The organism is Salinithrix halophila (genome assembly GCF_042650125.1).
GTDB lineage: Bacteria > Bacillota > Bacilli > Thermoactinomycetales > DSM-45169 > Salinithrix > Salinithrix halophila.
Map to the genome: position 1 here is coordinate 365,898 of NZ_JBHSAP010000015.1, position 26,052 is coordinate 391,949.

The following is a 26,052-nucleotide window of genomic DNA, read 5'->3' on the forward strand; positions in this document are numbered from 1 at the left end:
CTTATTTGGCGATAAACAGTTGTGTCCAGTAGACGGCGAAATGTCCTCCCGTTACATGGCCGACCCCGATGTGGGTGTAGCAGGGGTTCAGAATATTCTTACGGTGGTTGGGGCTATACATCCAAGCAGCAACGATATCTTCCGGTGCCGCATAAAAGGAACCCAGGTTTTCGCCCCCGTACCGGAAGGAGATGTTAAATCGCTTCAACATGTCCGATGGGGATCCGTAAGTGGGGGATTGGTGATGGAAATAATCTTTTTCCTTCATATCTTCCGATTTGATACGAGCAACCTTCGAAAGTTCTGTATCCACTGCCAGCGGGTTCAAGTTATTTTTTTGACGCTCCTGGTTGACAAGTTCAACCACTTTCTTTTCATAGTCGGAGAGTCCTTGGAGATCTTCGTCATTATTATTGGTATCGTCGTCACCGTTGCCATTGGTGTCATCATTGGAATCACCATCGGTATCACCATTGGTGTCCTCATTGTTGTTGTCCTCGTTATTGTTCTCTTCGTTGTTGGGCTCTTCGTTGTTGTTGTCTTCGTTGTTGGTATCTTCATTATTATTGTCTTGATTCGGGTCTTCGGGTTTCTCTTCTTCATTGGTGTTCCCGTCATCGTTGTTTTCATCATTGGTATTGTTATCGTTATCCTCTTCGTTGTCAGTTGCCGAATGCCCGTAACCCTTTTTATTTTTGTTAATTAAATGGTTGTGATCCGTGTCCCAAGTATCTGTTTTGTACATGGTGTCATAATTCATGATGCATTTGATTCCGCTTCCCTGCTGGTCATGATTTAACCCCAGATTATGAGAGAGCTCATGTTGAACAGCAAAGGGTGTTAACTGGCTTCCTTGATCCACATTCAAGCTAACCGCACTGCCGGTGGGTGCAGAGGGATATACATAAGCGATCCCGCCCATATTGAAGCTCCGATCCTTTGTGAAACCGACGACAAAATCAAATTTCCCTCGGTTCCAGTCGCGATCCAGATCATCCAAGAGCTGTTGGTTGTTTGCGCCATCTGATTTCCACTTAGCAAATGCTTGGACTTTAAAATCGATTTTATGGTCGCGCATAAAAGGTTGGTTGGTTTTCTCCATGATCTCTGTCGTTAATCGCATCCAATCGGGGTTAGCCGCTCGGTATTCTTCGTCGGCTACAACTTGGACAGTCATCACTTGTTTTGCCCCAGGGGCAGCTTGGGTCTCTGTGTTTTGGGCTTGGGGGGCACTCTGAGCTTTGGGTGTTTGCTGTGCTTGAGGGGCATTCTCTGTTTGAGAGGTTTTTTCTTTTCCATCAATAAAGTCTTGTGAAATCTTTTGTTTGCCAACTTTCTTTCCGTCTTCATTATAAACGTCGGCTGTTGTTTCCTGTTCCACTTTTACCGGCTCTTTGACTGTGGGGTCGCTATTGGATGCTTTCCCCTTGGGCGTAGGGTGACTTACTTCTACATGATCTCCTTTGTTGTCGACCATATAGAATTGGCGTTCCTTCGTGGATTTTGTTTTGGGAGTAATATGGGGATCCGGCTTTTTGTTAGAATCCTTAGGGGAGACGGCCGCTTCTTCTTTTGAATTATCCGGCTTTTCAGCCGAATGTTCAGTTGGCGAATTCCCATAAATGAAGAACCATGCGATAAGGGCAATCGGCACAACAATCATTGACAGCACTATTGCTTTTTTCAAGAAGTGTTCCTCCTTAAAATAAATGAAATAATTTTACCGCAGCATGGATAACGGAAGTCCTAGATCGTTTGTTTCAATTTTTTCGTTATTTTTTTTATCCAAATGGCCGGCATCTATAGATAGCGGCTGATTTTCCGTTTTATTTTCAGTTGTATACTTACCCTTGCATATTTCGGTTAAATGTCAGGTTACGGAGGTCACTGGCTACCTTTGACCAGGCTATGTCTATCTCCAAAAAGGAGACACGCTCTTCTTTTTTGGGATCTTTTTCGTATTTGTTTTTCGGGTTAGGATTTTAATTGAAGAAGAAATGATTCCACTCAAAAAGCAAATAGATGGAGGTGGAACAGTGATCAGAATATTTAAATTATTATTTGCTTTAGCCATCCTATTTTCTGTCTTTATATTCATAGGGAATTTTTACACAAATAGCGGGCTTTTCTCCCTGGATACAAAAGGAAAACAGGAAATGGATAAAAAAGAGGCAGGGAAAGAAAAAAGGGAAAATAATGAGAAAGAAAAGGAAATAATTAGAAAGAAAAAAGAGATTTTAGCGAAAGAGAAGAAAAAAATGAGATTATTAAGGGAGCGGAAGAAGAGGTATCTAGAGGCGAGAGAGAGTGATGAAAAGGATGCTAATGCCCCCTCTGTATTTTACAACGGGTCTACGAAAAAGAAACAGGTAGCGCTTACTTTTGATGATGGACCCAATGATCATGATACACAGCAAGTATTAAATCTACTGAATAGGGAAAATATTCAAGCTACATTTTTTGTTGTTGGTAGCCAAGTTCGTCGTAATCCGGAGTTGACGAAGCAGGTGATGGACGAAGGGCATGTCATTGCCAGTCATTCCTGGAGCCATAGCTATTTGCCAGCTCAAAGCCAGATTGACCCAGAGTTAGATTCCACCTATCGAGCGATCAAAAAAGCCACCGGGAAAGAAGTCGCCTGGTTTCGCCCGCCTTATGGAGCACTCACAGGGGTACAAAAGAAGCGTCTTTCCCAAAAGGGCTATTGGACCGTGAATTGGAATGTCGATACCTTGGATTGGAAAACGGGAAGAACGGCCGATCAAGTGGTCCAAGCGGTGAAAAGCCAAGCTTCCCCTGGGAGTATTATCCTTATGCATGATGGAGGAGGGGATCGATCCACGACGGTTCAGGCGCTTCCCCAAGTCATTCAGTACCTGAAAGATCAAGGGTATGAGTTCGTGACAGTAGACAAGCTGTTCAATAAACCGGCGTATCGCAACTAATCGATCTTCTTGATTGGAAAGGAAGGGGGGGTGACTTATCGTTCATTCCGGCGTGAAACGCGAAAAAAAGAAAAAGGCCCGGAGGATAGGGATCTGGTTTCTCATACTGATTCTAGTAGGCATTCTATCTACTGCGGGTTGTTTTGCCTATCAAGTATGGAAAGCCAATGAGCAATCCTATGCTCCTCTCAATCGGAATAAATCCTCTCATCGTCAAAAAGAAGTAACCATGAATGAACCATTTACCTTAATGTTGGTCGGGACCGATGTACGAACCGCAACAAATAAAAATTGGCGATCCGACGTTATTATGATCGCTGCCGTCAACCCGGCGAAAAAGTCGATCAAGGTGGTAAGTATCCCCCGGGATACCCTGACTGAAATCGCCAATACTGAGGGATTACAGACGAAGATTAATGCTGCACCTTATTATGGACGACAGGCCGATATAGATCCGATGACCAACTTAGCAGAGACCGTGGAAAACTTTATCAATATCCCCATTGACTATTACATGAAGATTAATTTCAAAGGATTTATGGATCTGGTGGATGCCGTAGGTGGGATCGAAGTCAAAGTACCCTTTGATTTCAATATGAAGCTGTTTTACAAATGGTACACCTTTAAAAAAGGGCCGACCCATATGAACGGACACGAGGCTCTCGCTTATGTTCGGATGCGAAAATCGGATCCCCGGGGTGATCTGGGACGCAATGAACGTCAGCGAGAAGCTGTTCAAGCGTTGATGAAGAAAGTGGTCAGTCTTGACTCGGTCACGAAAACGGATGACATCTTGAAGGCCGTTGGCCAAAACATCAATCACAACATCAAAATGAAGGAGATGCTCGCCCTCGAAAACCTATACCGTCAAATCCCCTCGGGTCGGATTGAGATGGTGAAGATTCGCGGGGAAAACAGCAACCAAAATTCCCAACATCTTTGGTACTACCTCGTCAATGACCAAGAGAGAAAAAGGGTCAGCCGGATCCTGCGTAAACAGTTAGACCTTTCATCTAGCACGGCCTCCCCATAAAAGGGGTGGTAAAAAGCTCGTTGGGACGGGTTTCCCAGTGGGCTTTTTCCATGCATAACCCACCGTTGTTATAGGAAAACATGACATAACAAGGTTGTATGGCTTTCATTCAATAGGAATTTCACTTATAACAACCACCATATAGAAAGGGGACATATGAAATATTTTTGGCCACTGTTTGTACTTCGTTTCCCGGTATAAAATTGAGGTGAGATTAGGAAATGGAGGGTGAAAGAATGAACATCAGAAAAATTGGTGCCACGGTGCTTGGTGGAGCTATTTTGTTTACACTTACGGCTTCCCCAACTTTAGCAGCGAAACCCGTCACGGCACAAAAGGGTTACGAAGTGGTAGCACAAAAGAAAGTAGATGTCACAGGGGATGGAAAAGAGGATGTCGTCAAGCTGATGGGGCACAAATTTGAAGACTCCAAAGTGTACTACGACAAATTTTATCTGTCCGTCACCGATGTAGCGAAGAAAAAGACCATGAAAAAGACCGTGAAGGCAGACGGCTATGAGCCCACCCTGTCCTTTAAGAAGTACAACAAAGACAACATCAAGGATATTCATGTCCGGGTTTCTTCCGGTGCCACGGGTCATTCTCCGGTAGTAGACCTATATTACACCGCCAAAAACGGCAAAATCTCTTTAGCAAAAAAGGCTAACAAGGCACATAAGGGTTACAAAGTGGTAGCACAAAAGAAAGTGGATGTCACAGGGGATGGAAAAGAGGATGTCGTCAAGCTGATGGGGCACAATTATGAAGGCTCCAAAGTGTACTACGACAAATTTTATCTATCCGTCACCGATGTAGCGAAGAAAAAGACCATGAAAAAGACCGTGAAGGCGGACGGTTACGAGCCCACCCTGTACTTTAAGAAGTTCACCAACGACAACGTCAAAGATATTCGTGTTTCGGTTTTCTCCGGTGCCACGGGTCATTCTCCGGTCAAGTGGATTCACTACACAGCTGTAAACGGTAAAATCGAGAAACTCTAAAAAAAGGCGAGACCAAGACCAAGTCTTTTCATATAAAACGATACCCGCTTAACAGCCCGTGTAGCTTATGCACGGGCTGTTTTGATATAAAATAACTTCTAGAAAAGGGGCTGTTTCTTTATCCATTTACAACAGGGCTGCATCCAGAAATAGAATACGGAACTATATGAAAATATTCATTTTGCTTGCAAATCATTTGTTGTTAGGATACTATCCTCCTGAATACAAAAAATGGAGGTATAACCATTATGAGTAAATCGACGCGTTTTTTGTTCTGGGCATTTCTTGTTGCAGTTGTTGGGTGCATGGCATTTGTTGGTTTTCAACCCAGCGTCCTTGCTGAAAATGGGCTGAAAGTACAGACTACTTCAAAGGAAAAGTCAATCGAACTTTCATGGAATTCGAGTGGCGATTATTATAAGGTCGTATTGATCGATGAAAACAATCGCGGAAAGGAATTGTGGTCCGGAAAGAAGCAAAAGTTTATACACAATCAATTAGAGAGCGACCGAATCTACGAGTATCGTCTCCAAGCATTTAACAAGGAGCATGGAGCATCATCTTCTTGATGAAGCGATCGTTCATACATCGACGAAGAAATCTGAGAAAGACCTGACTTCGTATCGCCCGATCCAAACAACCCCTCCATACAAAACTCGGGATAAAGAAGAGTGGGAAATTTCTTATCCAATGACGGATGCGAGTATTACATCAACTGTAAAGAAGAGCAAAGTCACTTTAAAATGGGAAGGGATTCCTGATGATAATCAAAAGTATAAACTCTATCGAAATGGTAAGTTAATGAAAGTAGTAAGTGGTCATCAATATACCGATACGAAGGTAAAGGAAAACAAAACCTATATCTACACGATAGTCGGGTATAAAAAACTTCCCCAAGAGCGGATTGATAAAATCAAAGAAGAACTAGAGAAAAAGAAAATCGACTATGACAAAGGGGATGAAAAAAACCTTTTTTACGAAAGGAAGGAATTGCGCCACCGTGTGGTTATACGTACAAGTAAAACGAAGGGTTTTACGCCACCCCCAGGTTACGGGTGGATCTTACGGTATAAAACCTTTATTCCAATGAAGTATGCGGATAACCCTCAGTGCCCACCTAAATGCACATATGATAAATTTAATGGTAATAACCGAGGCTTCGATCCCTGGGCCACTGGTTCACACGCTATAAAAACACATACGGATGTCTATACGACCTTTAAGGGAAGCAAAAAGTACGCAAAGATGTATCGCAATATTGGCGTGACCATCGGGTATAAAAAGGGGAAAGTGGTGAAAAAAGCATGGGCACCTAAATCTGACCTAAAACTGACTAAAGTTGAAAAAGGTAACGGATGGATTGCTCAAGGCGTGCAACATCAATCTGCCCATCCTTTAATCTTCAAAGCTCCGACTATCGATGTTTTTTATTACGCTAAGGTTTATAAAAATAAGTTAATAACTTATGGAGTTCATGATTTTGCTCCTTCTCACGAGTTTTATCTTATGAATTATCCGGGCGATTTTGTTGTGCCGATTCACCGAACTAAACATAGAGGATTTCTTTATTTATGGTTTTTTACTCCAAAAGCTGAATTTTATGCATCATTTTAGATAAAACAGAAAGGGTTATGCGATCAATCGCATAACCCTTTCTGTCTATTACCCCTTGTTAAACATCCTAGTTTTCTTTAAAGCAAAATCGACAACCCAAAATAACAGCGATAAAGTAAGCCCTAGCCATAAATCTTCTACATCATACCAATAATTGAAATCATCAAATCTCTCTACTAAGGTATCAGGGTTAAGAACAAATGATAAAACGACAGGGAATAATACCCCTCCTAGGATATAGATGGATAGATTATAAAACAAGGGAAATTGGCTTACCCTCTGATAGGCCTTATCTGCCAATATAGAAAATGGAATCCCATAAAAGAAAATAAATAAAATAGAAAATATGCTAACTATGTAAATACCCTCTATATCCTCGAGGGTAACATTAAAAAAACAAAAAAGGTAAGCCAAAAATGACAAATAAACAATCGTTGCGGTAACCAACTTTCTTTTTAGCACCTTAATCACCTCGTGTAAATTGTGAGAAAACAAATTCCTTGTATAAGTCAATCTCTTCGGTAAGGTTAACCGATTGGTAAATTACCCACGATACCTTTTCGTTCTCTTTAAAATGGAATCGATTCCACAAAATAATAGGGATAAAGTAAGCCCGAACCATAAGATTTCTGACTCAAACCAATAAAACAGCTCATCCAATCTCTCGACTGCTGTATCCGCATTAATCGTAAAGGGCAAAGCGATTCGGGAACAACGCTCCCCCTAAAAGGTGGATGGTTAGATTGGTCAATCGGGAAAAGCGATTGATCCTGTTAGCAACCTTGTAAGCAAAAACGGAAAATGAAACGCCGTAAATGAAGATATATAGGATAGCATACATATTAAAAATGCCGAAGTACTCACCTTGAGAAGTAGGGCCCGTTGAGATATGAACCGAAAATATTACAAAGAATAACAAATAAACAATCGTGGCAGTCGTCAGCTTTCTCTTCAGCATCTTTATCCCCTCATCGGTATTGTCGATACTTGTCAACCTAAACATGTTTCTCCATTCATCCCTTATTTCCTTTTATGAGTAATCGGTGGGTTTCATCCTCGGTTTTTGGAATCCTAAGGGATGCTGTATTACAATGAGGGCTGGGATCGTGGCAACATCGGTCGATTTTTTGCAGAAGAGAGTGAACGGGTATGGATGGTTTCATCATGTTACTAGTCATTGTGGTATTGGGGGTTGTATCTCAAAATTCGACGGTTTGGATTGCCGGGCTGGGGTTGATCGTGTTGCGTTTGTGGCCGAGTGATCAGCCGTTGTTATGGACCCAGCAATACGGGCTGAAAATCGGCGTAATCATTTTGACGATGGGTGTACTCGCTCCCGTCGCATTAGAAAAAATCCCCGGCTCCGCTCTGCTAGATACGATGAAAAGTACCTCCGGCTTGGCTGCGATTGCCGTAGGCATTTTTGTGGCTTATCTGGGGGGAAGAGGAGCCGGTCTGTTAACGGCTCAACCAACGATTGTAACGGGCTTATTAATCGGTACCATCGTCGGTGTAGCCATATTTCGCGGCGTTCCGGTCGGTCCGTTGATTGCAGCAGGGATGTTATCGCTGTTCGCTCATTGGTTCAAATGAAGGAAGAGAAGACCCGGCGAAAAAAGCCGGGTCTTCTCTTAAGATGAGATTTTGCGTTGTTCGATCTGCCGTTTGGCTCGGATATAGGCGATCAATTGCTGGATTTCCTCTTTGGAGAGGGGCTGGCCATCGATGGTTAGTGAGATATCGTCGGATAGCTCAAGGGGCGGGGTGTTTTTTTTCTTTCCGGTTGGGCTGGGGGAGTCGATGGCTCGGCCCATCAGATCGTCGAGGGAGGTTTCGAACAGATCGGCCATCATCGTGATCGCTTCCAGGGAGGGTCGGCGGTAGCCCGATTCATACCCCGCGTAAGTGCTTTTGGGTATCCCCAGCCGGTCGGCGGTTTCTTGTATTGACCATTTTTTCCTCTTTCTCAATTCAACCAATCGATCCAAAAACATCGCTTGCCCTCCCGATTTATTCCAACCAGAATGTACGCGATTTGAGTACATAATAGGTTGATTTCTGTTGTGTTATGATTATAATTAGCCTTAGGGTTCGCGTAATGCGTACGTTCCTATCTTATACGAAAGTCCGCTTCATGACAATACTGGGACTTCATCGAGGTGTATCGTATGAAAAAAATCCTTTTATTGACGACCGGTGGGACGATTGCGTCCGTCCAGAGAGAGGAAGGTTTGGCTCCTGGGCTGGATGCCGACGATTTGATCCGTTATTTGCCGGAACATCATCATTATCATCTTGAAAGTCAAATGGTAATGAACATAGACAGCACCAATATGCAACCGGAATCGTGGGTGAAAATCGCGAAAGTAGTCTATGAGAATTATGAGCGATTTGACGGTTTTGTCATCACCCACGGCACTGATACCATGGCTTATACCGCCGCAGCCCTGTCCTACATGCTGCAGCATTCTTCCAAGCCGATTGTAGTTACGGGCTCTCAAGTACCGATCAACTACGAGAAAACCGATGCGAGGAAAAATATCGCGGATGCGATGCAGTTTGCCTGTGAGGATATCGGAGGGGTATATGTCGTTTTCGACGGTCGGGTCATCCAGGGGACGCGAGCGGTGAAGATGCGAACGAAGAGCTATGACGCCTTTGAGAGCATCAACCATCCTTACGTAGCCTTCATTGAAGGGTCTGAAGTCCGCTATCACAAGCGGACGCTGGCGGCGGATCCGAAGCCTTTGACACTCGATACGTCCCTCTGCCCCGATGTCTTTCTGATGAAATTGCACCCGGGCACGAAGCCGGAGTTGTTCGATTTCATCAAGGGGTTATATAAAGGATTGATCATCGAAAGCTATGGAAACGGGGGCATCCCTTTTCAAGATCGGGATCTTTTGCCCAAGCTGAAAGAGGTGACAGCTTCCGGAATGGCGGTGGTGATCACGACGCAATGTCTGGAAGAAGGCGAGGATTTGGTCCTGTATGAGGTCGGGCGAAAAGTAGCGCAGGATACGATCATTCTCTCCAAAGATATGAATACCGAGGCGATGGTTGCCAAGTTGATGTGGGCGCTAGGAAAAACGGAGGACATCCGAGAGGTCAAAAAAATCATGGAAACCCCCATCGCGAATGACTTATCTCCCCAAGATCCTCTGGAAAGCGGGTTATAACATGAATGCCGTATCTGATCCAACCCATCGGAGGGAAAAGGACTTTCTCGGAGAAAAAGCGATTCCTGTTGACGCGTATTATGGGATTCAAACCTTACGTGCCACGGAAAATTTCCCCATCACCGGTTACCGCCTTCACCCCTCGCTCATCCGAGCGATAGCCATGGTCAAGAAAGCGGCTGCTTTGGCCAACATGGAAATCGGCCGCCTTCGCCCGCGTATGGGGAATGTCATCGTTACAGCAGCGGAGGAGATCATCGCCGGAAAGTGGCACGATCAATTTATTGTCGATCCGATCCAGGGCGGAGCGGGAACCTCCATCAATATGAATGCTAATGAGGTGATCGCCAACCGCGGGCTGGAACTTTTGGGAAAGCAAAAAGGGGATTATTTCTCTCTGAGTCCCAATACGCATGTGAACATGGCGCAATCGACCAATGACGTTTTCCCGACGGCCATTCATATCGCCGCCCTCCACCAGTTGGAAACCCTCCTAGAAGCGATGCAGCGGATGGAGGACGTGTTAAAAAAGAAAGCACAGGAATTCGATCCCATTATAAAAATGGGACGGACTCACCTTCAGGATGCGGTACCCATCCGTCTCGGCCAGGAATTTGAAGCTTATCGGAGGGTGCTGGACCGGGACATTAAACGGGTCAAGCAGTCTCGCCAGCATCTATATGAAGTGAATATGGGAGCGACGGCTGTCGGAACGGGATTAAATGCTGACCCCCGCTATATGGAGAATGTGGTGAAGCATCTGGCGGAAATCAGCGGACTACCGCTGATCCGTGCGGACCATCTGGTAGATGCAACGCAGAATACAGACGCCTATACTGAAGTTTCCGCCGCCCTCAAAGTATGCATGATGAACATGTCTAAAATGGCAAACGATCTTCGGTTGATGGCCTCCGGTCCCCGGGCGGGGCTCAGTGAAATCACTTTGCCAGCCCGCCAGCCTGGGTCCTCGATCATGCCGGGCAAAGTAAATCCCGTGATGGCAGAATTGATCAACCAAGTCGCCTTTCAAGTCATCGGCAATGATCATACCATTTGTTTGGCATCTGAAGCGGGGCAACTGGAATTGAATGTGATGGAACCTGTTCTTGTCTTCAACCTCCTTCAGTCCATCAGCGTGATGAACAACGCTTTTCGTGTATTTACGGATTATTGTCTGAAGGGGATTAAGGCTAATGAAGAGCAAATGAAGCGGTATGTGGAGCAAGGTGTCGGTTTGATTACTGCCGTCAACCCGCATATCGGATACGAAGTAGCCGCACGAGTTGCACGGGAGGCGGTCCTAACCGGCCAATCGATCCGTGACCTCTGCTTAAAGTACGATGTACTGAGCGAAGAAGAACTGGATCTGATCTTGGATCCTTATGAAATGACCCACCCAGGCATTGCGGGGTCTGCTTTGTTAGATAACGACTAACAGCAAATCAGGATGGATTGAAAGCGGGTGCCCGACAGAGGCAGTCGCTTATTTTATGCTGAAAACCCTTTGGTGGTTTGGGAACGTCACCCGGTTCTTATTCCATTTCATGGTTCCCTAGACCGATAATCGCCTTAACACGGGAATGGAAATAAATACATTATATTTTTAGTTGAAAAATACCGCTTCCCCGCTTATAATGAACCAATATTCAAATAATTGGTCAAGCTCTTTTCCCTATCCTCATCCATTTCCATTCAGGAGGCGAATGATGAAAAAACGCTTTTGTGCATGGACAGCCTGTCTTTTTCTTATGGCTACTTTATTGACCGCTTGCTCCAACCCCTTCGGAGAGGCGAAAGATGGCTCTGGTGATAAGCAGGTTTTAAACTTAGTGGAAAACTCGGAGCCGGTTAACCTGGATACCGCTCGGCTGATCGATGACAGCTCCGTCAAAATCATGAACAATGTGATGGAAGGCCTGATGAGATTGGATCAGGATAACCAGCCCCAGCCGGCTATGGCTAAAGGCCTTCCCGAAATCAGCTCTGACAGACGGACTTATACCTTTAAAATTAGGGAAGCCGAATGGAGCGACGGAAAACCGGTCAGGGCCCAGGATTTCGAGTATGCGTGGAAACGAGCGCTTGACCCTAAGATTCAATCGGAATATGCCTATATCTTGTACCCGCTACTCAATGCTGAGAAGTATAACAAAGGAGAAGTAGGGGCTGATGAGGTGGGGGTCAAGGCGTTGAATGATCATACGCTGCAAGTGCGATTAGAGAAACCGATTCCCTATTTCCTCAGTTTAACCGCCTTTATCACGTACCTTCCCCAGCGGCAAGATATTGTGGAAAAATACGGAGACCAATACGCCAAGGAAGACGAAAACATGGTTTTCAACGGTCCCTTTAAGCTTGCTGAGTGGACCCATGAAAACAGCTATCGGTACAAAAAAAATGACCGGTACTGGGATCGGGACCGAGTGTCCCTGGATACCATCAATGTACAGATCGTCCAGGACCACTCTACGGCAATCAGCCTGTACCAGGCCAATAAGGCGGATGTTGTCGCGTTGGATAGTCAACTGGTGGGAGCCTTTGAAAACTCAAAGGAATTCGTTCGAGTGGACAGTGGTACCGTTTATTTTTTACGGTACAATACCGTGAACGACTTTCTTTCTAATGCCGATATCCGCCGGGCGATCAGTATGGCGGTCGACCGGGAAGAGCTGGTTGACAAGGTGTTGAAAGATGACACGCCCGCTGGCGGGATGGTTCCCCCACCGATCCGAGGGTATGGTGGACGGTTGTTCCGTGATCAGACGGAAGAGAAGGTAAAATACGATCCCGAAAAAGCGAAAGAATTACTGGAAAAAGGGATGGACGATCTCGGAATCGACACCATGCCGACGATTGACCTACTGACCTATAACGACGATCGGAAAAAAGTAGCCGTTTTGATCCAGGAACAACTGAAAAGGATCCTGGGACTGAATGTGCGAATTGATCCGCAGCCCCAAAAGCAAAAGTTCGAGCTGGAAAAAGCGGGGAACTTTCAACTTTCCTTGGTGAGATGGACCGGGGATTATGATGATCCGATGACTTTTTTGGATATGTGGCATTCCAATAACCCGATCAATTTCGGCCATTGGAAAAACACCGAATTTGATTCCCTGATCGACCGTTCGAAGGACACCGTCGATTACCGGCAGCGGGAAGTGAATTTGATCAAGGCGGAGAAATTGTTGGTGGATGACGCGGGAGTGGCTCCCTTGTATTACGAAAGGGAATCATACCTACACAAACCACGTGTGAAAAACCTATACCGCCACCCCGTATTGGCCAAGTACAGTCTGAAATGGGTATCGATCCAGAAGAAAAAAGAAAAGAAGTAAGCAAAACCTTCAACCCCTTGGAAAGCAAGGGGTTTTTTTTATTTGACGGAGCCCTCATGAATAGTGGAGCTGAGTGCCGATGTTAAGATTGTTAAAAGTTTTAACTTTTTGTTAACCCTTTCCGAAACCATCCTCTGTACGATGGGATTGTAAACAGAATTTTAAAACGATTGAATAAAAAAAGGAGTGATTGGATGAAAATCCCTAATCGTACGGTCGCTGTCGTGTCCGCTTTTTGCCTCTCTGCTGCTATGATCACTTTCTCATCTCCTGATACCCATGCTAAAGCTACCTCCTCTAAGAAGGTTGTGCCGGGAGAGGTGGTCGTCAAGTATAAAGAGAATGTAAGCGAGAAAAAGGAAGCCTCCTTGAACGGAAAAATGAATGCCAAAGTCCTGTCCAGCAATAAGCAGATAGGCTTCGATGTGGTAAAAGTAGAGGGCTCCATCCAAAAGGCCGTGAAGAAGTATCAGGATGACCCCAACGTGGAGTATGCCGAACCCAACTACGTGATGAAAGCATACGGGGAACCCAACGATCCAAAATTCGGCGAACAATATGGGCCGCAAAAGTTGGAAGCCCCGCAAGCCTGGGATACGACAAAAGGGAAGAAAGAGGTCAAAGTAGCCATCGTGGATACCGGAGTGGATTATAATCACGAGGATCTGAAGGGGAAGGTGGAGAAAGGCGGAGACTTTATCGACAATGATAAAGATCCGATGGATGAACAGGGGCATGGTACCCACTGTGCCGGGATTGCCGCAGCGGCTACGGATAACGGCAAGGGGATCGCTGGAATTGCCCCGGATGTGACGATCTATGCAGTTCGCGTACTGGATGCGAACGGGAGTGGTTCCAATGAGTCTGTCGCTAAGGGGATCACAGACGCAGCGGATGCCGGTGCCAATGTCATCAGTCTGAGTTTGGGCGGAGCCGAAGAATCCAAAGTGATTGAAGATGCGGTCAATTACGCTCATAAAAAAGGTTCCGTGATTGTCGCTGCTGCCGGTAACGAAAGCACCGACGCTCCGAGCTACCCGGCTTACTATGAGAAGGCCATTGCAGTAGCTGCCACTGATGGAGATGATAAGCTAGGTGAATTCTCCAACTATGGGGATTGGGTGGACGTAGCGGCTCCCGGTGTGGACATCCTTTCCACAGTTCCGAATAACGGCTACGAAAAGTTTTCGGGTACGTCGATGGCGACTCCCCATGTAGCCGGTCTGGCCGGGCTGATCGCTTCCCAAGGGAAAAAAGGTGACGAAATTCGCAAAGCGATCGAAAGCACCTCCGATAAAACTGAAGGTGCCGGTTCAAAGTTCACCCACGGTCGTGTCAACGCTGCTAAAGCTATTGGTAAGTAAACCTATATGTCTAAGGAATGACAGTGTAGCAAAAAAGTCCAGCACCTTTTCGGGTGCTGGACTTTTATCTTTATCCTTTGGCGGGGATATGGATCTGAACACGGGTTCCTTTACCTTCCGTACTATCCAGATGTAGAGTTCCTCGGTGGAGCTCAACAATTTCCTTGCAGATGGAGAGGCCCAGGCCACTACCGGTTTTTTGGGATTTCCCTTTGTAAAACTTGTCCATGACTCGTTTTAACTCATCAGAAGGAATTCCTGTACCATTGTCGGCCACTTCCAGTAGAATGTACCCATCGGTTTTCTTGGTGGAAATATCGATTCTGCCGCCTGGCGAGGTGAATTTAAAGGCGTTTTCCACCAGGTTGATTAACACTTGTTTGATCCGATGCCGATCCCCGTACATCCACAGGGGTTTTTCGTCGGTTTGAATTGTAAGCGTTAGACGCTTGGATTGAATCCGTACGCGATATTGGTGTCCCACTTCCTGTGCCAGTTTGTTAATATCCAGCTTCCCCATTTTCATCTTAATTTTTCCGGACTGAAGTTTGGAAAAGTCGAGGAGGTCTTCAACCAAAATCGTTAGTCTCTTTGTTTCTCCTGCTATGATCCCCAGCCCCAGCATCGTTTCTTTGTAATCGCGGAGGTTTCCGGCCAATAGTGTTTCCACCCAACCTTGGATTGAAGTGAGAGGGGTCCTCAGCTCATGGGAAACGGAAGAGATAAAGGTATTTTTCAATTCCTCCGCCCTTTCGATCTCTTCTGCCATCGTATTGAAAGTATCCACCAAGGTACCGATCTCATCCTCATTCCGTTTATCCGCCCGGACGCTGAAACGTCCTTTGGCCATCTCTAAGGAGGCACTGGTCAGTTCTTCGATGGGATGGACGATGTTGTTTGCCAGCATGATACTGAAAGCAAAAGCAAGTGTCACGACAAACAAGCCGATTCCCATAGCGATAAGAGTAATTTGCTCCACGGTCTCATCGATCCGTTTCACTGAGACAGTGTAGCGAAGGACACCGAGGATACGTCCGTGGGATTTCAGCGGAGTGGAAACAGCCATCACACTCTCTCCACCGGGTTCACTATTACCCCGCCAGACGCCGGTTTGGCCTTGAAATGCAGATCGGACGTCCGGGGTATTGACCTGGGTTCCGGGTTCCCAGCCGTATGAGTTTACAAGAACACCCCGGTTCCAACTGATGATTTCAAAAGTAGCCGGATGGCTATCGGGACGGCTGTCAAAAATGTATTTGGCTTTTTCCTTCAAAGGGTAGGCGGGGCCATATTTATTAAAATGACTGGCAGCTAAGGTTGCCTGTTGTTTGAGTGTATCTTCCGCGCTTCCGTAGTAATACTGGCGGAGAGAGAAAGCAAATACGACCTCAAGGATCGTAACAATAAGAAAAATGACAATGCCAAAGTAGACGATGATCCGGGTTTTAATGCTTTTCATCAGCTGTTTGTTGCCTCCACATATAACCATATCCCCAGATGGTTTCGATAAACACGGGGTTGGACGGATTCTTTTCAATCTTCTTTCGGAGGCGGCGGATATGGATGTCGATAGTTTTTAAATCGCCGATATAATGTTCTCCCCACACACCGTCCAGGATTTCGTCCCGGCTAACCGCCGTGTCGGCTCGTTCCATCAAAAAACGGATCATATCGTATTCCTTGGGAGTGACTTCGATTTCCTCGCCGCTTTTAAAGAGCTTTCGTTGATCCAGAGAAAGGGAGAAGGGTGGTACACTCATCACAGGTTTCGCGATCGACGAGGGAATGGAATTTAACCTGCGTACAAGAGCTTTCACCCGGGACATCAATTCGGCAGGGCTGAATGGCTTTGCGACATAATCATCGGCTCCACAATCAAACCCTTCCACCTTATCCTTCTCTTGTCCCTTGGCTGTCAGCATAATGATTCCCATGCGGGGAGAGTGTTCACGCATGAGTCGGCATACTTCGAAGCCATCCACCCCGGGAAGCATGACATCCAAGATGGAGAGAGCCACATCCGGTTCCCTGCGGAAACATGCGAGGGCTTCTTCTCCGGTGGTGGCTTCTAGCACATGGAAGTTTTGTCGCTTCAGGTTGACTTTTACAAAACTGCGGATGCTGGGGTCATCTTCCAAAAGTAAAACTTTGATCACCGGTGTTTCCTCCTTCCGGGGTGGTCAGAAAGGAACCGTCCGGAATTGTTTGCGAATTTGGGACGGGTTCACAAGTAATCGATTTAATTCCGGAGATCGCCGTGCATACTTCCGAACTTTGGCGGAAGGGAAGGTAGCCCAGTAAACTCTTTTCTTCCCGACATGGAGAAGTACAGAGCGATTGTGGGGGTTGAGCTGATCTTTTTTCTTGTCCCAGTCCTTTCTGGGGCAATCATGAATCGTTAACAGAGGAAACTCCCGCTTTGTGGGAGTTTTTTTGGGATAAAAAGAGATCCTTCTTTCTGTATCGCGGTGTAGTTTCCGGACGGTCACTTTGTGTAACCAGTCCTGTGGAAAATCGAACTGGTATTCGGATTTGTAGTCCAGGTAGTTCTGATAGACCATATCAAGCCCATCTTTTCCGTCCCACTGGTACCAGGAGGTGATCCACGGGATCTCAGCTAACCGTAAGTCTTCCGTTTTCGGCGGTGTTTTTTGAAGGGCGATTTCAATAATGCCGTCCCCATTGACATCTTCGCTTGGGACAATGTTTAATGTTTGAATGCCGGGTTTTTTTCCGTTTTTACCGGCAAAAACGCTTTTCAATCGCCCCCGATCCATGATCAACAGTTCTGTATAAGGCGTGTAATCCCCGATTCCAGTGACAAAAATACCTGTTTTTCCCTTGGCGGCCAGGCCCGTCAGAATCTGTTCATAACCGTTGGTCGATCCATACAAACGGAGAGAATCCGTTTGTTTCAGCTTCCGGTTTTGTAAGGTATAAAGGTAGGCCCGTGACTGGAGTCGTTCATGGTTATGAACAAAAAGAACCAACTCGCACTTTCGGTCCTGGTCCAGGTCTGCAACAGCCAGATCGGTGTATTCAGATTTAACCAGCTCATGCAGCTTCCCATCTGTAAGGCTAAGAACCGCCATCATTTTAATGCCATCTGACTTTGGTGTTCCCCAACCGATGATGATTTCAGGGATTCGATCTCCATTCATATCTTTGAATGTAGCGTAGTCGAACGTGGTACCTCCATTGGCTTCATATTTTGCGACGGGAACCCACCCGGAAGGTTTTCTCTTTTTCAATAGGAGGGCTCCGATCAGGATCCGGCTTTTGTCTGTATAGAAGGCGACCACTTCTTTTTCTCCGTCTTCATCCAAATCAACTTTCCGGATGGCACCAGCTCTTGCGGGTCGGGAAGGGAGAGCCAACTGGGTTCCTGAAGGTAAGTTTCGGGTGACGGCCTTTTGCACGTCAACTTGACCCGATTCGATCTGAGGCGGCTGCATCAGTTTTTCAGGGGCTGAGAAACCATCGCATCCCGTCAATATTAATGCAATGGTGATCAGCAGGGGAGTTTTCCCCCTTGAACCTTTCATGTTTGGTTCCTCCATGGCAAAGGTCGTCCGGATAATTCCGGCCTAGTGAAACCCGATAATTCCGAAAAATGGGATTGGAAGGGTAACATCGGCTTGTAATATTGTAACATTTCCAGTCTCTTGTGAAAGTGGAATCATGCCTGATGATCAAAATAATAACAATATTTCATGATATTCAACGGTTATCCTCTTCCTTTACAGAGATGACATCGACAGGTGAAGTGCCGGGGTATCAGGTATATGCACGGGATGGGTAAATATGGGTAAGTGTGAATTTAACGGATTGAACCTTAAAAAAATGTAAGGTTGAGTAAATGCACAGTAATGGTAAGAGGTTGGTATGTTCCTGTATAATGAATGCATAGCAGATTGAAATAGACAAACGGTTACCTGGACGGTCCTCGAAACACCCAAATGGTTTATATCACCTTGCCAGCGGTTACAAACCGGGAAGGGGGAGATGAAAACATGGAGTCCTTTGCATTGCAAAAGATGGTCCACTCCTAACCTGGTCTTAAACGGTGGCTACTTTTTTAAACGTGTGAAAATCTTATCAGTGGGGTGATGACTGTGAAAACCTTGGAATACTATATCGAACTGCGGTTGATATATAAAGAGATTGGGGAAGACCAAACCTTTTTCATTGATTTAACCGAGTTATCGGAAACTTTATATTGTTCCCCGCGTCATGTGAAACGATTGATGAAAAACATGGAAAATGAAGAGCTGATTGTTTGGAAGCCGGGACGGGGACGGGGGAAGCGGTCGCAACTTCAATTCAAACGTTCCCTTGAAGAAGTTCTGCCTCCTTTTATTGAATATATGATACAACAGGGAAGGTTAAAAGAAGCAACACGTTTGATTAAACGTGACGGTATCCCATCGAAAGTAAGGGAGTCTAGCTTCCATTCCCTTCTCAATGAATTAAGTATTCCTGCCATCTCGATGGAGGAGGATGAGTTAAAGCGGTTGAGAACCCTTTTCCAGAAACAATCCCCCACCTTTGCTCCGGCGATTGTCTCCACTCCCACCGGAAGATGGTTTTCCGTCAAAGGAGTGAACACAAACAGCCAAAAATAAAGAGAAGGTCTGCACGAGAGTGGTCCTGTTTCTCTTTGCTCTGGTCCCTAACTGGTAGTATAATACGGACATGACCAGCCGTTATATTGAGAAATGGTCCACTCCATAACCAAGGAGACGTTCGCCATGGAAGGCAAGAGATTGGCCGGTAGATATGACATCCTCCAGCGTGCGGGCGGCGGCGGCATGGCTGTCGTGTACAAAGCGAAAGATTTGCTATTGGACCGTCTTGTCGCCGTCAAAGTAATGAATGAGGCACTCACGCACGATGACGGATTTATCCGTCGGTTCATGCGAGAGGTGAAAGCCTCAGCCACCCTGTCCCATCCGAATGTAGTCAATGTATTCGATGTCAACCGGGAAGGTTCGCTTTACTACATGACCATGGAATATGTAGAGGGACCGACCCTTCATGAAGTAATTGCTAAACAGTCTCCGCTTTCCCTTGAAGATTCTGTTTCTATCGTTTCTCAAATCTGTGATGGTCTTACCCATGCCCATGAGCACGGCATTGTTCATCGGGACATCAAGCCGCATAATATCATGTGCGCTCCGAACGGGAGAGTAAAGATTACCGACTTTGGTATTTCTGTTCTCCTTGGCAACCCTGGGATTACCCAGACTGGTATGGTCATGGGTTCAGTCCAGTACTTTTCACCGGAACAAGCAACAGGGCATCCCGTCGGATACTCTTCCGATCTTTATTCTTTGGGTGTTGTCCTCTATCAAATGGTGACGGGCCAAGTGCCATTTGAAGGGGATAGTGTGGTTTCCATTTCGTTAAAGCACGTGCAGGAACAGGCTCGCGATCCGCGGGAGATCAATCCGGCTATTCCAGACAGCTTGTGCCGTGTCATCTACAAAGCGTTGGAAAAGGACCCGAGCAAGCGGTTTCAAACAGCCAACGAGATGAAAGTAGAACTTAGACAAGCGCTTTCTCCGAGTGAATCCTCCCCTCATCATCCTATACCCGAAAATCATAACGGTTTACCCAGGAAAAGGAAACGCAATAAAAGGCCAAAAAAGGGAAAGCTCCTAATGGGTTTGGTTGGGGCCGCCTTCATAGCGGCGGCTATATTCGGTTGGACGGCTTTGGAAAAAGGCAACCCAATCACAGGGAAGCAAGAACGTCAAGTAGAAGAGAAGAAAGCCACCCAAGAGGACAAAGAAAAGAATAAGCTGCCTGGCCACCATCCTTGGTGGAAAGAAATTCCACGCGAGCCTCAAGACAACCGCAGCTTCCGTGCTTTTAAGGTAAGAGGCAAGTCCAATTCCGGGAACTATTTTATACAGGTACAGGTCGGAGATATACCCGACAAGCAATTTTATTATGATATATATGTCGTGGATCGGTTTAGTTCACGGTTAATCCTCAAGGGAAGAAGCAAGATGATCAACAGGAAGCCGGGGTTGTTGTATACGCCCGTTGAGTGGGTCGAAGAGATTCCAAAACCGTTGCTCCCAGACGAAGGGTTGGTGAAAATAGAACTCTATCGTTTGCGGGGAGGGGAAAAAATCGACGCTACAGACAATTTGTTGGAAATGCGGGGGAAACCTCCGAAGAACCGTTAGTCACGATATCAATGGATGGATCAGTCATAGGCCTGAAACGGGCCTTTTTTTTGGTGGTCATGGGATGCTTCCCAGTTCTCTTGTCCCTGGGGGAAAAGGGGACAGGGAGGCATTCGATTCGCACTTTTTGCCCATCCCGGATCCCTTATAATAATGATTAAAAGGGAATGATCATCAGCCTTTTGAAAAGGAGAGGGATGGCATGAGTATTGACGCGATTAAACAACTCGAGGAATTGAAGAAATGGGAAGAAGAAATCAAGGGTCGCTCGACGGATCGTGATAAGGATCGTTTTTTGGGTCGATTGAAGAAAAAGGTGAAACATACCATCGGATATGAGAGCCGGAATCAGGGATGAAAAAATGTACGGTGTCTTTGTCCATCATCATAGCACTATTCCTTTTGTATCGCCTTTCCTGCAATCGAACGATACGCATTTAACTGAAACCCTTGGTTTTCCGGGGGTTTCTACGTGTTGTCACCAGGATGGATCGCTATGGGTGCTTCAGGATCATCGACCGTCTACCTGAATTTTCTTACATAGGCTTAAGGATATTGACATCCTCTTCTTAAGAGGCTATACTCTTATTTGTTCGCATCCAATCCATGGGGCATTAGCTCAGCTGGGAGAGCGCTACACTGGCAGTGTAGAGGTCAGCGGTTCGAGCCCGCTATGCTCCACCAAGGAACCCGTCACATGAGGTGGCGGCTTTTTGTTGTAGGAGAGGGAAAAATCCATGGCATAGATTGCCATGGATTTTTTGTTGACGCTCCGCCTTTTTTCGCCAGTTGTCGGGAAGAGGATTTCCTTGTATCATTTGAAGTCGGCGAGACATCACTCAACTTCGATAGCGCTTTGCCGGAATGATGATGGCTTTCCCTTTTACGATCAGGATAGGGTGCTCTCCCTTATCGCTTGCAACCGGTCCAACACGCGCCGCTTCTTGTATAGCATTTGGGCGGTTTCTGAGACTTCTTCCACAGTGGATTTGTTAATCCAGGCACCGAAGAGAATACCTGCGATAGGGATAAGTTGGAAGAGCTTCTTCCAGCCAAAGTTATCCCGGTAAGTGGCGATTACTTCGCGCCAACCTTGAATTTGGGAGAGCGTTTCCCGTTCGGGGCTACCTTCGTGGAAGACGGACAGGCTTTTCAGGATCGATTGTTTGCCCACATAGTCCGAGGAAGCAAACTGGAGGCATTGAACGATGAAGATCCGTTCTTTTTTTTCCCGGGGATCATACCCGTAGGCCAAGGCCATCTCCTGGGCCGCCTTAAGGGACAGACCGAGCAGGAAAGGGATGTCGATAGCCAGGGTGAAGATTCCTCCGACCCCCGTGGTTGCCCCTTGTAAGGTGGCCAGTTGGACACGGGCTTGTTTTAGTTTGTCGGAAGTTTGGTTCATGGCGGAGAGGGGTACGAGCTCAGACACATCCTCCAGGCGGAGGGAGGTGGGAGAGATCTTCGCTTCCGTAGACAGATGATTCAGGACTGTGTCGTCGTTAATTAGGTATTGACCACCTGTCTGAATATAGCTGCCCAGTTCATCCAATGCTTGTCCAATCCATTCATGCACCTTGCGGGGAGTCACCCTGTCTAGTAGGGCGAAGGGGATACGCCCGATCTTTTCCCAAAACCAGAGATCCCTCTGATCTTTTTCCCAGCGGGCGATCACCTCCAGTTCGTATTCCAGCCGTTCTTCACTCTCATGATGTACATTCAGAGTAATCACCTCGTCATGTTTATTCTGTCCCACTTGTACAGGTTCCTGCTGAAAAAAGATCGAAAACCGATCCTTGTGTCTTTTTCAGGGGATACGGGTAAAGAGGGAGTAAGGAGGGTCACGATATGTCAGAAATGGAAGCCCGTATGATGTGGAACAAAGCGCTCGTATATATGAGAGAAGAGCTCTCCCATCCGGCTTTTAAGCAGTGGTTCGAAGGTACCCAGGCTCTAAAGATGGAAGAGGGTCGTCTCTTCGTTTTGGTACAGGACCGTTTGAGGCGAGACTGGCTGGAGTCGCGGTATGCTGAACAAGTGGAACAGGCGCTCTTGGCAGTTGCCGGTCGAATGGTTCAGGTGGTGTTTGTGGATGCCAAAGCTAAAACGGATGCGGAAATGATGAAACTTGCCGTGGGAGAACATATTATCAGTCAGATGAAAGAGGAAGACTGCATGGATGATTATGCTACGGAGGCCTATTTTTTGATCAAACGGCAACCGCCTCCTATTCAAAAACAACTCCTTGCTAAAATCGAAAACGAGCTTAAAGAGCTCTTTTCTCGACCCGGGTGACGGGTCTTATTTTTTTACTGCCTCATCCATGAGCTTTTTCCCTCAGAAAACGAATAGCGGTTCCGGCCATCATTTCCGCCCCGAGGGGGAGGGCTCGTTCGTCCACAAGGAAGCGAGGATGATGGAGGGAGAAGTTTTTCGATTCCTCGGAAAACCCGCAGCCAAGCCAGAAAAAAGCTCCGGGAACCTCCTTCAGGTAAGCAGAGAAATCCTCAGCAGCGAGGGCTGGTTCGATCAAGGGGAGAGAGGTGTCTCCCAACAAATCCCTTGCGGTCGTCTTTACGGTTTCCACCATGGCAGGGTCATTGTGGAGTACTTGATAGCCGCGTTCATAATGGACCTTCGCTTCGGCACCCATGGCGCGGGTCACATCGATGGCCACCTCGCGTAGGCGATTTTCCATGAGGTTTCGGATTTCGGACTTGAGGGTGCGAACGGATCCAGTCAGCCTGGCGTAGCCGGGAATGACATTGTGATTTTCGCCTGCCTGGATACTGGTGATGGAAAGGACGGCGGTTTCCAGAGGATTGACGTTACGGCTGACCACGGTCTGGAGGCACTGGGCCACTTGGACGGCGATCAAGGATGCGTCGATCGTCCGGTGGGGCATACTTGCGTGACCGCCTTGTCCGTGGATATGGATTTCAAATCGATCAGAGGCCCCCATCTGGAAGTCCGGCTTCACACCGATTTGGCCGACAGGAAGGTCAGGCCAGACATGAAGACCAAAGATGGCGTCAGGCCGCGGATCTGTAAGAGCTCCCTCTTCGATCATCGGCTGGGCTCCGCCGGTGGGGCTATTCTCCTCAGCAGGTTGGAACAGGAGGAGGACCCTTCCGGGGAGGCAATCCTCCATTTCTTTGAGGATCCGGGTGGCCCCCAGCAATATTGCCATGTGGGCATCATGCCCGCAAGCATGCATGACCCCGGGATGCTGAGAGGTGAAGGATACATCGGTTTGCTCTTCGACGGGGAGAGCATCCATATCAGCGCGAAGGGCGACGACGGGTCCTTCCGATTTTGGCCCTAGAAGGGCAATCAGACCGTGCCCGGCAATGCCGGTACGGATCTCTCTCATCCCCAGTTGTTCGAGTTTTTTCGCGATAAATCGGGCGGTTCTCTCCTCGTTGCCAGCAGTTTCAGGACGGCTGTGGATATATCGACGAAGCCGGGTGATCCAATCACCATCGGCCCGGTTTTTAACAGAGTATGGGGTTTCGGTGGTCATGGTTTCCCTCCCAAAATATCGTATTCTATTTCTTTTCTATACCCTGTATTGCTTCCATTGACCACTCCCCATGCGAAAACGCAGGGGACTCTTGGGTAATCTCCAGTAACCCGGAGAAATGGACCAAGTGAACCCCGTGGGCCCCACGGTTAAAAAAGCGTTTCGTTGCCATGTCTCAGGCTGAAATGACTGCTTGGTTTTCGCATGACATTCCAACCATGGAGGTACGCATAGCATTTTACATGCAAGACGATTGGCTTGCACAACCCCATATGCTATTCATTTTTCAAAGAGCAACTACTTTTAATTTAAGCCATAGAACGTATGTTTGTAAATGAATTTTCCGAATTTGTCGTTCTAAGTATCCCCGCAGGGGGATACCGAACGACGCTCGCTTTCATCCATCTAAGGGTTTTCCCGCTCGCAAAATATATAAAAAAGACGTCCGATGGGACGCCCAATCTTTCTGTCAGCGGGTTATTTGTACTTCCGGATCTGGAAGTGCTCCTTAACAAGCTCCCAATTGCGCGGGAAGTCATCGCCTAAAACCCAGTAACTTATTCCGCGCAAGCCGTACCTTTGAGCCAGGTTTATCTTAGCATGGGCGCTGGGTCCGTTTTCAAACCAGACGATATGTTCCCGATCCTGGTCATCTGTATATCGAAACCAGGGAGCCTGGTTTTTCTTGTCATAATGGATGTCCGCTCCTTCCCGCTTGGCGAGAGCCGAGGCCTGTACGGGACTCATCTTTTTGGCGTTGGTTCCTTTTCGATAAGGAACCGTCCAGTCATAACCGTAGAGGGGGGCGCCCATCATGATTTTTTCCGGGGGAATGACAGAGGTGGCATAGTCCAGCACTTGCCGAACTTTTGGAATAGGAGCGACAGGCATCGGAGGTCCGCCGGTCCAGCCCCATTCGTAGGTCATGAGGATAACGAAATCGACCACTTTTCCGTGAACAGCATAATCGTGGGCTCCGTGCCAACCGCCGGACTGTTTGGCGTTGATCTTCGGAGCTAGGGCTGTCGAGACAGGGTGGCCAGCTCTTCGAACACGGGGAGCGATCTCTCGGAGGAAGTCGTTGTACCCTGCTTTGTCGGCCGGTTTAATGTGTTCAAAATCGATGTTTAGCGCATAATACCCCTTTTTCTCCAGGGTATTGATGACATTTCGGATCAGCCGCTCTCTGGCTTGCGGATTTCTAAATACGGACCGGGCGATCTCTGGAGAGAAATTCCCCTCTTCAAAGTTGGTGATCACCATCATCGGTACCACCTTGGTCCGGCGAAGGGCTGACAATGCGGGCTCATCCTTCGGGGGGATCATGCTCCCGTCGGCACGAACGCGGTAGCTGAAGGGACTGAGGTGAGTCAGGTATGGAGCGGTGCTTTTCGCGATGCGGCGGTCCACCTTGGGAGTAGCAGGTTCCAGATACCCGTTGATTTCCATCACGGGTTGCTTGGCTTTTTTGGTGTCAGTCACCTTCCGAGGGAAGGTGACCCGTTCGGGTTGAGTCGGCCCGGGGTGTTGGCGGGCGGTCCCGTTTTCGGGGGGGGAGGGGGCAGATTGATTATTTCCCCCTGTGTTCCCCATCCCGCAACCGGTAACGGCGAGGAAGGTGCACAACATGACGTGAACAAGTCTTATTTTGGTTGCTTTCATATCGGGTCTCCTTTTTACGTGCTTATCTATGTCCTGTTCTTTTGGGCCCGATTTTATGTGCGCCTTCGATCTTTTTTTCGTGAAAAGAATTTGTACCGGATTTCTGTAGGGATCAATGTCCTCTTTTCTTAACGCCACCATGTTGGTAGGATTTATAGAGAAAAGGGGAGGGGGAAGGGCGATAGAAACCGAACCGCCT

Annotated in this window: 24 protein-coding genes and 1 tRNA gene; 15 read left to right on the forward strand and 10 right to left on the reverse strand. The window is 47.1% G+C overall.

All coding sequences use genetic code 11. From position 1 onward, the window contains the following. Position 1 precedes the first annotated feature (1 nt). Entirely contained in the window at positions 2 to 1,687 is a 1,686-nt protein-coding gene (locus tag ACFOUO_RS12025) for a CAP domain-containing protein (protein ID WP_380705355.1), read from the reverse strand. Between the two features lie 310 nt (positions 1,688 to 1,997). Between ACFOUO_RS12025 and ACFOUO_RS12030 the strand changes: the two genes are divergently transcribed. The 5 genes from ACFOUO_RS12030 (at position 1,998) to ACFOUO_RS12050 (ending at position 6,593) form a co-directional block, all read left to right on the forward strand. After that, the gene (locus ACFOUO_RS12030; protein WP_380705356.1) at positions 1,998 to 2,945 is read left to right on the forward strand and encodes a polysaccharide deacetylase family protein; all 948 of its coding nucleotides are present in this window, start codon (positions 1,998 to 2,000) and stop codon (positions 2,943 to 2,945) included. A 229-nt stretch (positions 2,946 to 3,174) separates the two neighbouring features. Next, positions 3,175 to 3,978 (forward strand): LCP family protein, encoded by an 804-nt coding sequence (locus ACFOUO_RS12035; RefSeq protein ID WP_380705357.1) that lies wholly within the window; start codon positions 3,175 to 3,177, stop codon positions 3,976 to 3,978. A 236-nt stretch (positions 3,979 to 4,214) separates the two neighbouring features. Continuing rightward, a complete protein-coding gene (locus ACFOUO_RS12040; RefSeq protein ID WP_380705358.1) occupies positions 4,215 to 4,979 on the forward strand; it encodes a hypothetical protein in 765 nt (254 codons plus the stop codon). A 248-nt stretch (positions 4,980 to 5,227) separates the two neighbouring features. Then, positions 5,228 to 5,548 carry a fibronectin type III domain-containing protein gene (locus tag ACFOUO_RS12045; protein ID WP_380705359.1) on the forward strand — a complete coding sequence of 107 codons (321 nt, stop codon included), beginning with the start codon at positions 5,228 to 5,230 and terminating at the stop codon, positions 5,546 to 5,548. Then, on the forward strand, positions 5,529 to 6,593 hold the full coding sequence (locus tag ACFOUO_RS12050) for a DUF3238 domain-containing protein (RefSeq protein WP_380705360.1): 1,065 nt from the start codon (positions 5,529 to 5,531) through the stop codon (positions 6,591 to 6,593). Before ACFOUO_RS12045 ends, ACFOUO_RS12050 begins: the two co-directional genes overlap by 20 nt. Positions 6,594 to 6,641: 48 nt before the next feature. On the opposite strand, the gene ACFOUO_RS12055 is transcribed toward ACFOUO_RS12050, so the two are convergent. Next, entirely contained in the window at positions 6,642 to 7,055 is a 414-nt protein-coding gene (locus ACFOUO_RS12055; protein WP_380705361.1) for a hypothetical protein, read from the reverse strand. Positions 7,056 to 7,275: 220 nt separating this feature from the next. Continuing rightward, positions 7,276 to 7,596: a hypothetical protein gene (locus ACFOUO_RS12060; protein WP_380705362.1), complete on the reverse strand. Its 321-nt coding sequence runs from the start codon at positions 7,594 to 7,596 to the stop codon at positions 7,276 to 7,278. A gap of 161 nt (positions 7,597 to 7,757) precedes the next feature. Here ACFOUO_RS12060 and ACFOUO_RS12065 point away from each other — a divergent pair, with 161 nt between their 5' ends. Further along, on the forward strand, positions 7,758 to 8,186 hold the full coding sequence (locus ACFOUO_RS12065; protein ID WP_380705363.1) for a DUF441 domain-containing protein: 429 nt from the start codon (positions 7,758 to 7,760) through the stop codon (positions 8,184 to 8,186). A gap of 38 nt (positions 8,187 to 8,224) precedes the next feature. Here ACFOUO_RS12065 and ACFOUO_RS12070 read toward each other — a convergent pair whose 3' ends face one another. After that, a complete protein-coding gene (locus ACFOUO_RS12070) occupies positions 8,225 to 8,587 on the reverse strand; it encodes a helix-turn-helix domain-containing protein (RefSeq protein WP_380705365.1) in 363 nt (120 codons plus the stop codon). A gap of 174 nt (positions 8,588 to 8,761) precedes the next feature. Between ACFOUO_RS12070 and ACFOUO_RS12075 the strand changes: the two genes are divergently transcribed. The 4 genes from ACFOUO_RS12075 (at position 8,762) to ACFOUO_RS12090 (ending at position 14,471) form a co-directional block, all read left to right on the forward strand. After that, positions 8,762 to 9,772, forward strand: a complete 1,011-nt coding sequence (locus tag ACFOUO_RS12075) for an asparaginase (protein WP_380705366.1) — start codon at positions 8,762 to 8,764, stop codon at positions 9,770 to 9,772. Position 9,773: 1 nt separating this feature from the next. Then, positions 9,774 to 11,207, forward strand: coding sequence for an aspartate ammonia-lyase (gene aspA / locus ACFOUO_RS12080; protein WP_380705368.1), 1,434 nt, complete (start codon positions 9,774 to 9,776; stop codon positions 11,205 to 11,207). 271 nt (positions 11,208 to 11,478) lie between these two features. Next, positions 11,479 to 13,107 (forward strand): peptide ABC transporter substrate-binding protein, encoded by a 1,629-nt coding sequence (locus ACFOUO_RS12085; RefSeq protein WP_380705369.1) that lies wholly within the window; start codon positions 11,479 to 11,481, stop codon positions 13,105 to 13,107. Between the two features lie 200 nt (positions 13,108 to 13,307). Further along, positions 13,308 to 14,471, forward strand: coding sequence for a S8 family peptidase (locus ACFOUO_RS12090; RefSeq protein WP_380705570.1), 1,164 nt, complete (start codon positions 13,308 to 13,310; stop codon positions 14,469 to 14,471). Between the two features lie 70 nt (positions 14,472 to 14,541). Here the strand turns inward: ACFOUO_RS12090 and ACFOUO_RS12095 are convergent, their stop codons facing one another. The 3 genes from ACFOUO_RS12095 to ACFOUO_RS12105 are packed head-to-tail and all read right to left on the reverse strand — an operon-like array spanning position 14,542 to position 18,016. Further along, entirely contained in the window at positions 14,542 to 15,930 is a 1,389-nt protein-coding gene (locus tag ACFOUO_RS12095; protein WP_380705370.1) for a sensor histidine kinase, read from the reverse strand. Then, positions 15,917 to 16,624, reverse strand: coding sequence for a response regulator transcription factor (locus ACFOUO_RS12100; RefSeq protein ID WP_380705571.1), 708 nt, complete (start codon positions 16,622 to 16,624; stop codon positions 15,917 to 15,919). Before ACFOUO_RS12100 ends, ACFOUO_RS12095 begins: the two co-directional genes overlap by 14 nt. A 27-nt stretch (positions 16,625 to 16,651) precedes the next feature. Beyond that, on the reverse strand, positions 16,652 to 18,016 hold the full coding sequence (locus ACFOUO_RS12105; RefSeq protein WP_380705371.1) for a hypothetical protein: 1,365 nt from the start codon (positions 18,014 to 18,016) through the stop codon (positions 16,652 to 16,654). Between the two features lie 570 nt (positions 18,017 to 18,586). Between ACFOUO_RS12105 and ACFOUO_RS12110 the strand changes: the two genes are divergently transcribed. The 4 genes from ACFOUO_RS12110 to ACFOUO_RS12125 all read left to right on the forward strand — a co-directional run bounded on the left by ACFOUO_RS12110 (position 18,587) and on the right by ACFOUO_RS12125 (position 21,352). Further along, positions 18,587 to 19,096: an SgrR family transcriptional regulator gene (locus ACFOUO_RS12110; protein WP_380705372.1), complete on the forward strand. Its 510-nt coding sequence runs from the start codon at positions 18,587 to 18,589 to the stop codon at positions 19,094 to 19,096. Between the two features lie 126 nt (positions 19,097 to 19,222). Next, positions 19,223 to 20,668: a protein kinase domain-containing protein gene (locus tag ACFOUO_RS12115; RefSeq protein ID WP_380705373.1), complete on the forward strand. Its 1,446-nt coding sequence runs from the start codon at positions 19,223 to 19,225 to the stop codon at positions 20,666 to 20,668. A 202-nt stretch (positions 20,669 to 20,870) separates the two neighbouring features. Beyond that, complete coding sequence (locus tag ACFOUO_RS12120) at positions 20,871 to 21,026, forward strand: hypothetical protein (protein WP_380705374.1); 156 nt, start codon at positions 20,871 to 20,873, stop codon at positions 21,024 to 21,026. A 250-nt stretch (positions 21,027 to 21,276) separates the two neighbouring features. Further along, positions 21,277 to 21,352, forward strand: a tRNA-Ala gene (locus tag ACFOUO_RS12125). A gap of 205 nt (positions 21,353 to 21,557) precedes the next feature. Here the strand turns inward: ACFOUO_RS12125 and ACFOUO_RS12130 are convergent. Further along, positions 21,558 to 22,424 (reverse strand): EcsC family protein, encoded by an 867-nt coding sequence (locus tag ACFOUO_RS12130; RefSeq protein WP_380705375.1) that lies wholly within the window; start codon positions 22,422 to 22,424, stop codon positions 21,558 to 21,560. Positions 22,425 to 22,516: 92 nt separating this feature from the next. On the opposite strand from ACFOUO_RS12130, the gene ACFOUO_RS12135 reads away from it, so the two are divergent. Continuing rightward, on the forward strand, positions 22,517 to 22,963 hold the full coding sequence (locus ACFOUO_RS12135) for a DnaA N-terminal domain-containing protein (RefSeq protein WP_380705376.1): 447 nt from the start codon (positions 22,517 to 22,519) through the stop codon (positions 22,961 to 22,963). A 22-nt stretch (positions 22,964 to 22,985) separates the two neighbouring features. Here ACFOUO_RS12135 and ACFOUO_RS12140 read toward each other — a convergent pair whose 3' ends face one another. Together ACFOUO_RS12140 and ACFOUO_RS12145 are read right to left on the reverse strand one after the other, a co-directional pair. Beyond that, positions 22,986 to 24,191 carry a M20 metallopeptidase family protein gene (locus ACFOUO_RS12140; protein WP_380705377.1) on the reverse strand — a complete coding sequence of 402 codons (1,206 nt, stop codon included), beginning with the start codon at positions 24,189 to 24,191 and terminating at the stop codon, positions 22,986 to 22,988. A gap of 477 nt (positions 24,192 to 24,668) precedes the next feature. Continuing rightward, positions 24,669 to 25,853 carry a glycosyl hydrolase family 18 protein gene (locus ACFOUO_RS12145; protein ID WP_380705378.1) on the reverse strand — a complete coding sequence of 395 codons (1,185 nt, stop codon included), beginning with the start codon at positions 25,851 to 25,853 and terminating at the stop codon, positions 24,669 to 24,671. Positions 25,854 to 26,052: the final 199 nt, after the last annotated feature.

What these genes read in the sequence shown, in the direction of transcription:
- ACFOUO_RS12120 (WP_380705374.1), top strand. Translation starts at nt 20,871, where the DNA reads ATGAGTATTGACGCGATTAAACAACTCGAGGAATTGAAGAAATGGGAA.
- aspA (WP_380705368.1), top strand. Translation starts at nt 9,774, where the DNA reads ATGAATGCCGTATCTGATCCAACCCATCGGAGGGAAAAGGACTTTCTC.
- ACFOUO_RS12135 (WP_380705376.1), top strand. Translation starts at nt 22,517, where the DNA reads ATGTCAGAAATGGAAGCCCGTATGATGTGGAACAAAGCGCTCGTATAT.
- ACFOUO_RS12050 (WP_380705360.1), top strand. Translation starts at nt 5,529, where the DNA reads ATGGAGCATCATCTTCTTGATGAAGCGATCGTTCATACATCGACGAAG.
- ACFOUO_RS12140 (WP_380705377.1), bottom strand. Translation starts at nt 24,191, where the DNA reads ATGACCACCGAAACCCCATACTCTGTTAAAAACCGGGCCGATGGTGAT.
- ACFOUO_RS12145 (WP_380705378.1), bottom strand. Translation starts at nt 25,853, where the DNA reads ATGAAAGCAACCAAAATAAGACTTGTTCACGTCATGTTGTGCACCTTC.
- ACFOUO_RS12105 (WP_380705371.1), bottom strand. Translation starts at nt 18,016, where the DNA reads ATGAAAGGTTCAAGGGGGAAAACTCCCCTGCTGATCACCATTGCATTA.
- ACFOUO_RS12115 (WP_380705373.1), top strand. Translation starts at nt 19,223, where the DNA reads ATGGAAGGCAAGAGATTGGCCGGTAGATATGACATCCTCCAGCGTGCG.
- ACFOUO_RS12075 (WP_380705366.1), top strand. Translation starts at nt 8,762, where the DNA reads ATGAAAAAAATCCTTTTATTGACGACCGGTGGGACGATTGCGTCCGTC.
- ACFOUO_RS12035 (WP_380705357.1), top strand. Translation starts at nt 3,175, where the DNA reads ATGAATGAACCATTTACCTTAATGTTGGTCGGGACCGATGTACGAACC.
- ACFOUO_RS12040 (WP_380705358.1), top strand. Translation starts at nt 4,215, where the DNA reads ATGAACATCAGAAAAATTGGTGCCACGGTGCTTGGTGGAGCTATTTTG.
- ACFOUO_RS12095 (WP_380705370.1), bottom strand. Translation starts at nt 15,930, where the DNA reads ATGAAAAGCATTAAAACCCGGATCATCGTCTACTTTGGCATTGTCATT.
- ACFOUO_RS12060 (WP_380705362.1), bottom strand. Translation starts at nt 7,596, where the DNA reads ATGTTTAGGTTGACAAGTATCGACAATACCGATGAGGGGATAAAGATG.
- ACFOUO_RS12045 (WP_380705359.1), top strand. Translation starts at nt 5,228, where the DNA reads ATGAGTAAATCGACGCGTTTTTTGTTCTGGGCATTTCTTGTTGCAGTT.
- ACFOUO_RS12070 (WP_380705365.1), bottom strand. Translation starts at nt 8,587, where the DNA reads ATGTTTTTGGATCGATTGGTTGAATTGAGAAAGAGGAAAAAATGGTCA.
- ACFOUO_RS12065 (WP_380705363.1), top strand. Translation starts at nt 7,758, where the DNA reads ATGTTACTAGTCATTGTGGTATTGGGGGTTGTATCTCAAAATTCGACG.
- ACFOUO_RS12030 (WP_380705356.1), top strand. Translation starts at nt 1,998, where the DNA reads ATGATTCCACTCAAAAAGCAAATAGATGGAGGTGGAACAGTGATCAGA.
- ACFOUO_RS12085 (WP_380705369.1), top strand. Translation starts at nt 11,479, where the DNA reads ATGAAAAAACGCTTTTGTGCATGGACAGCCTGTCTTTTTCTTATGGCT.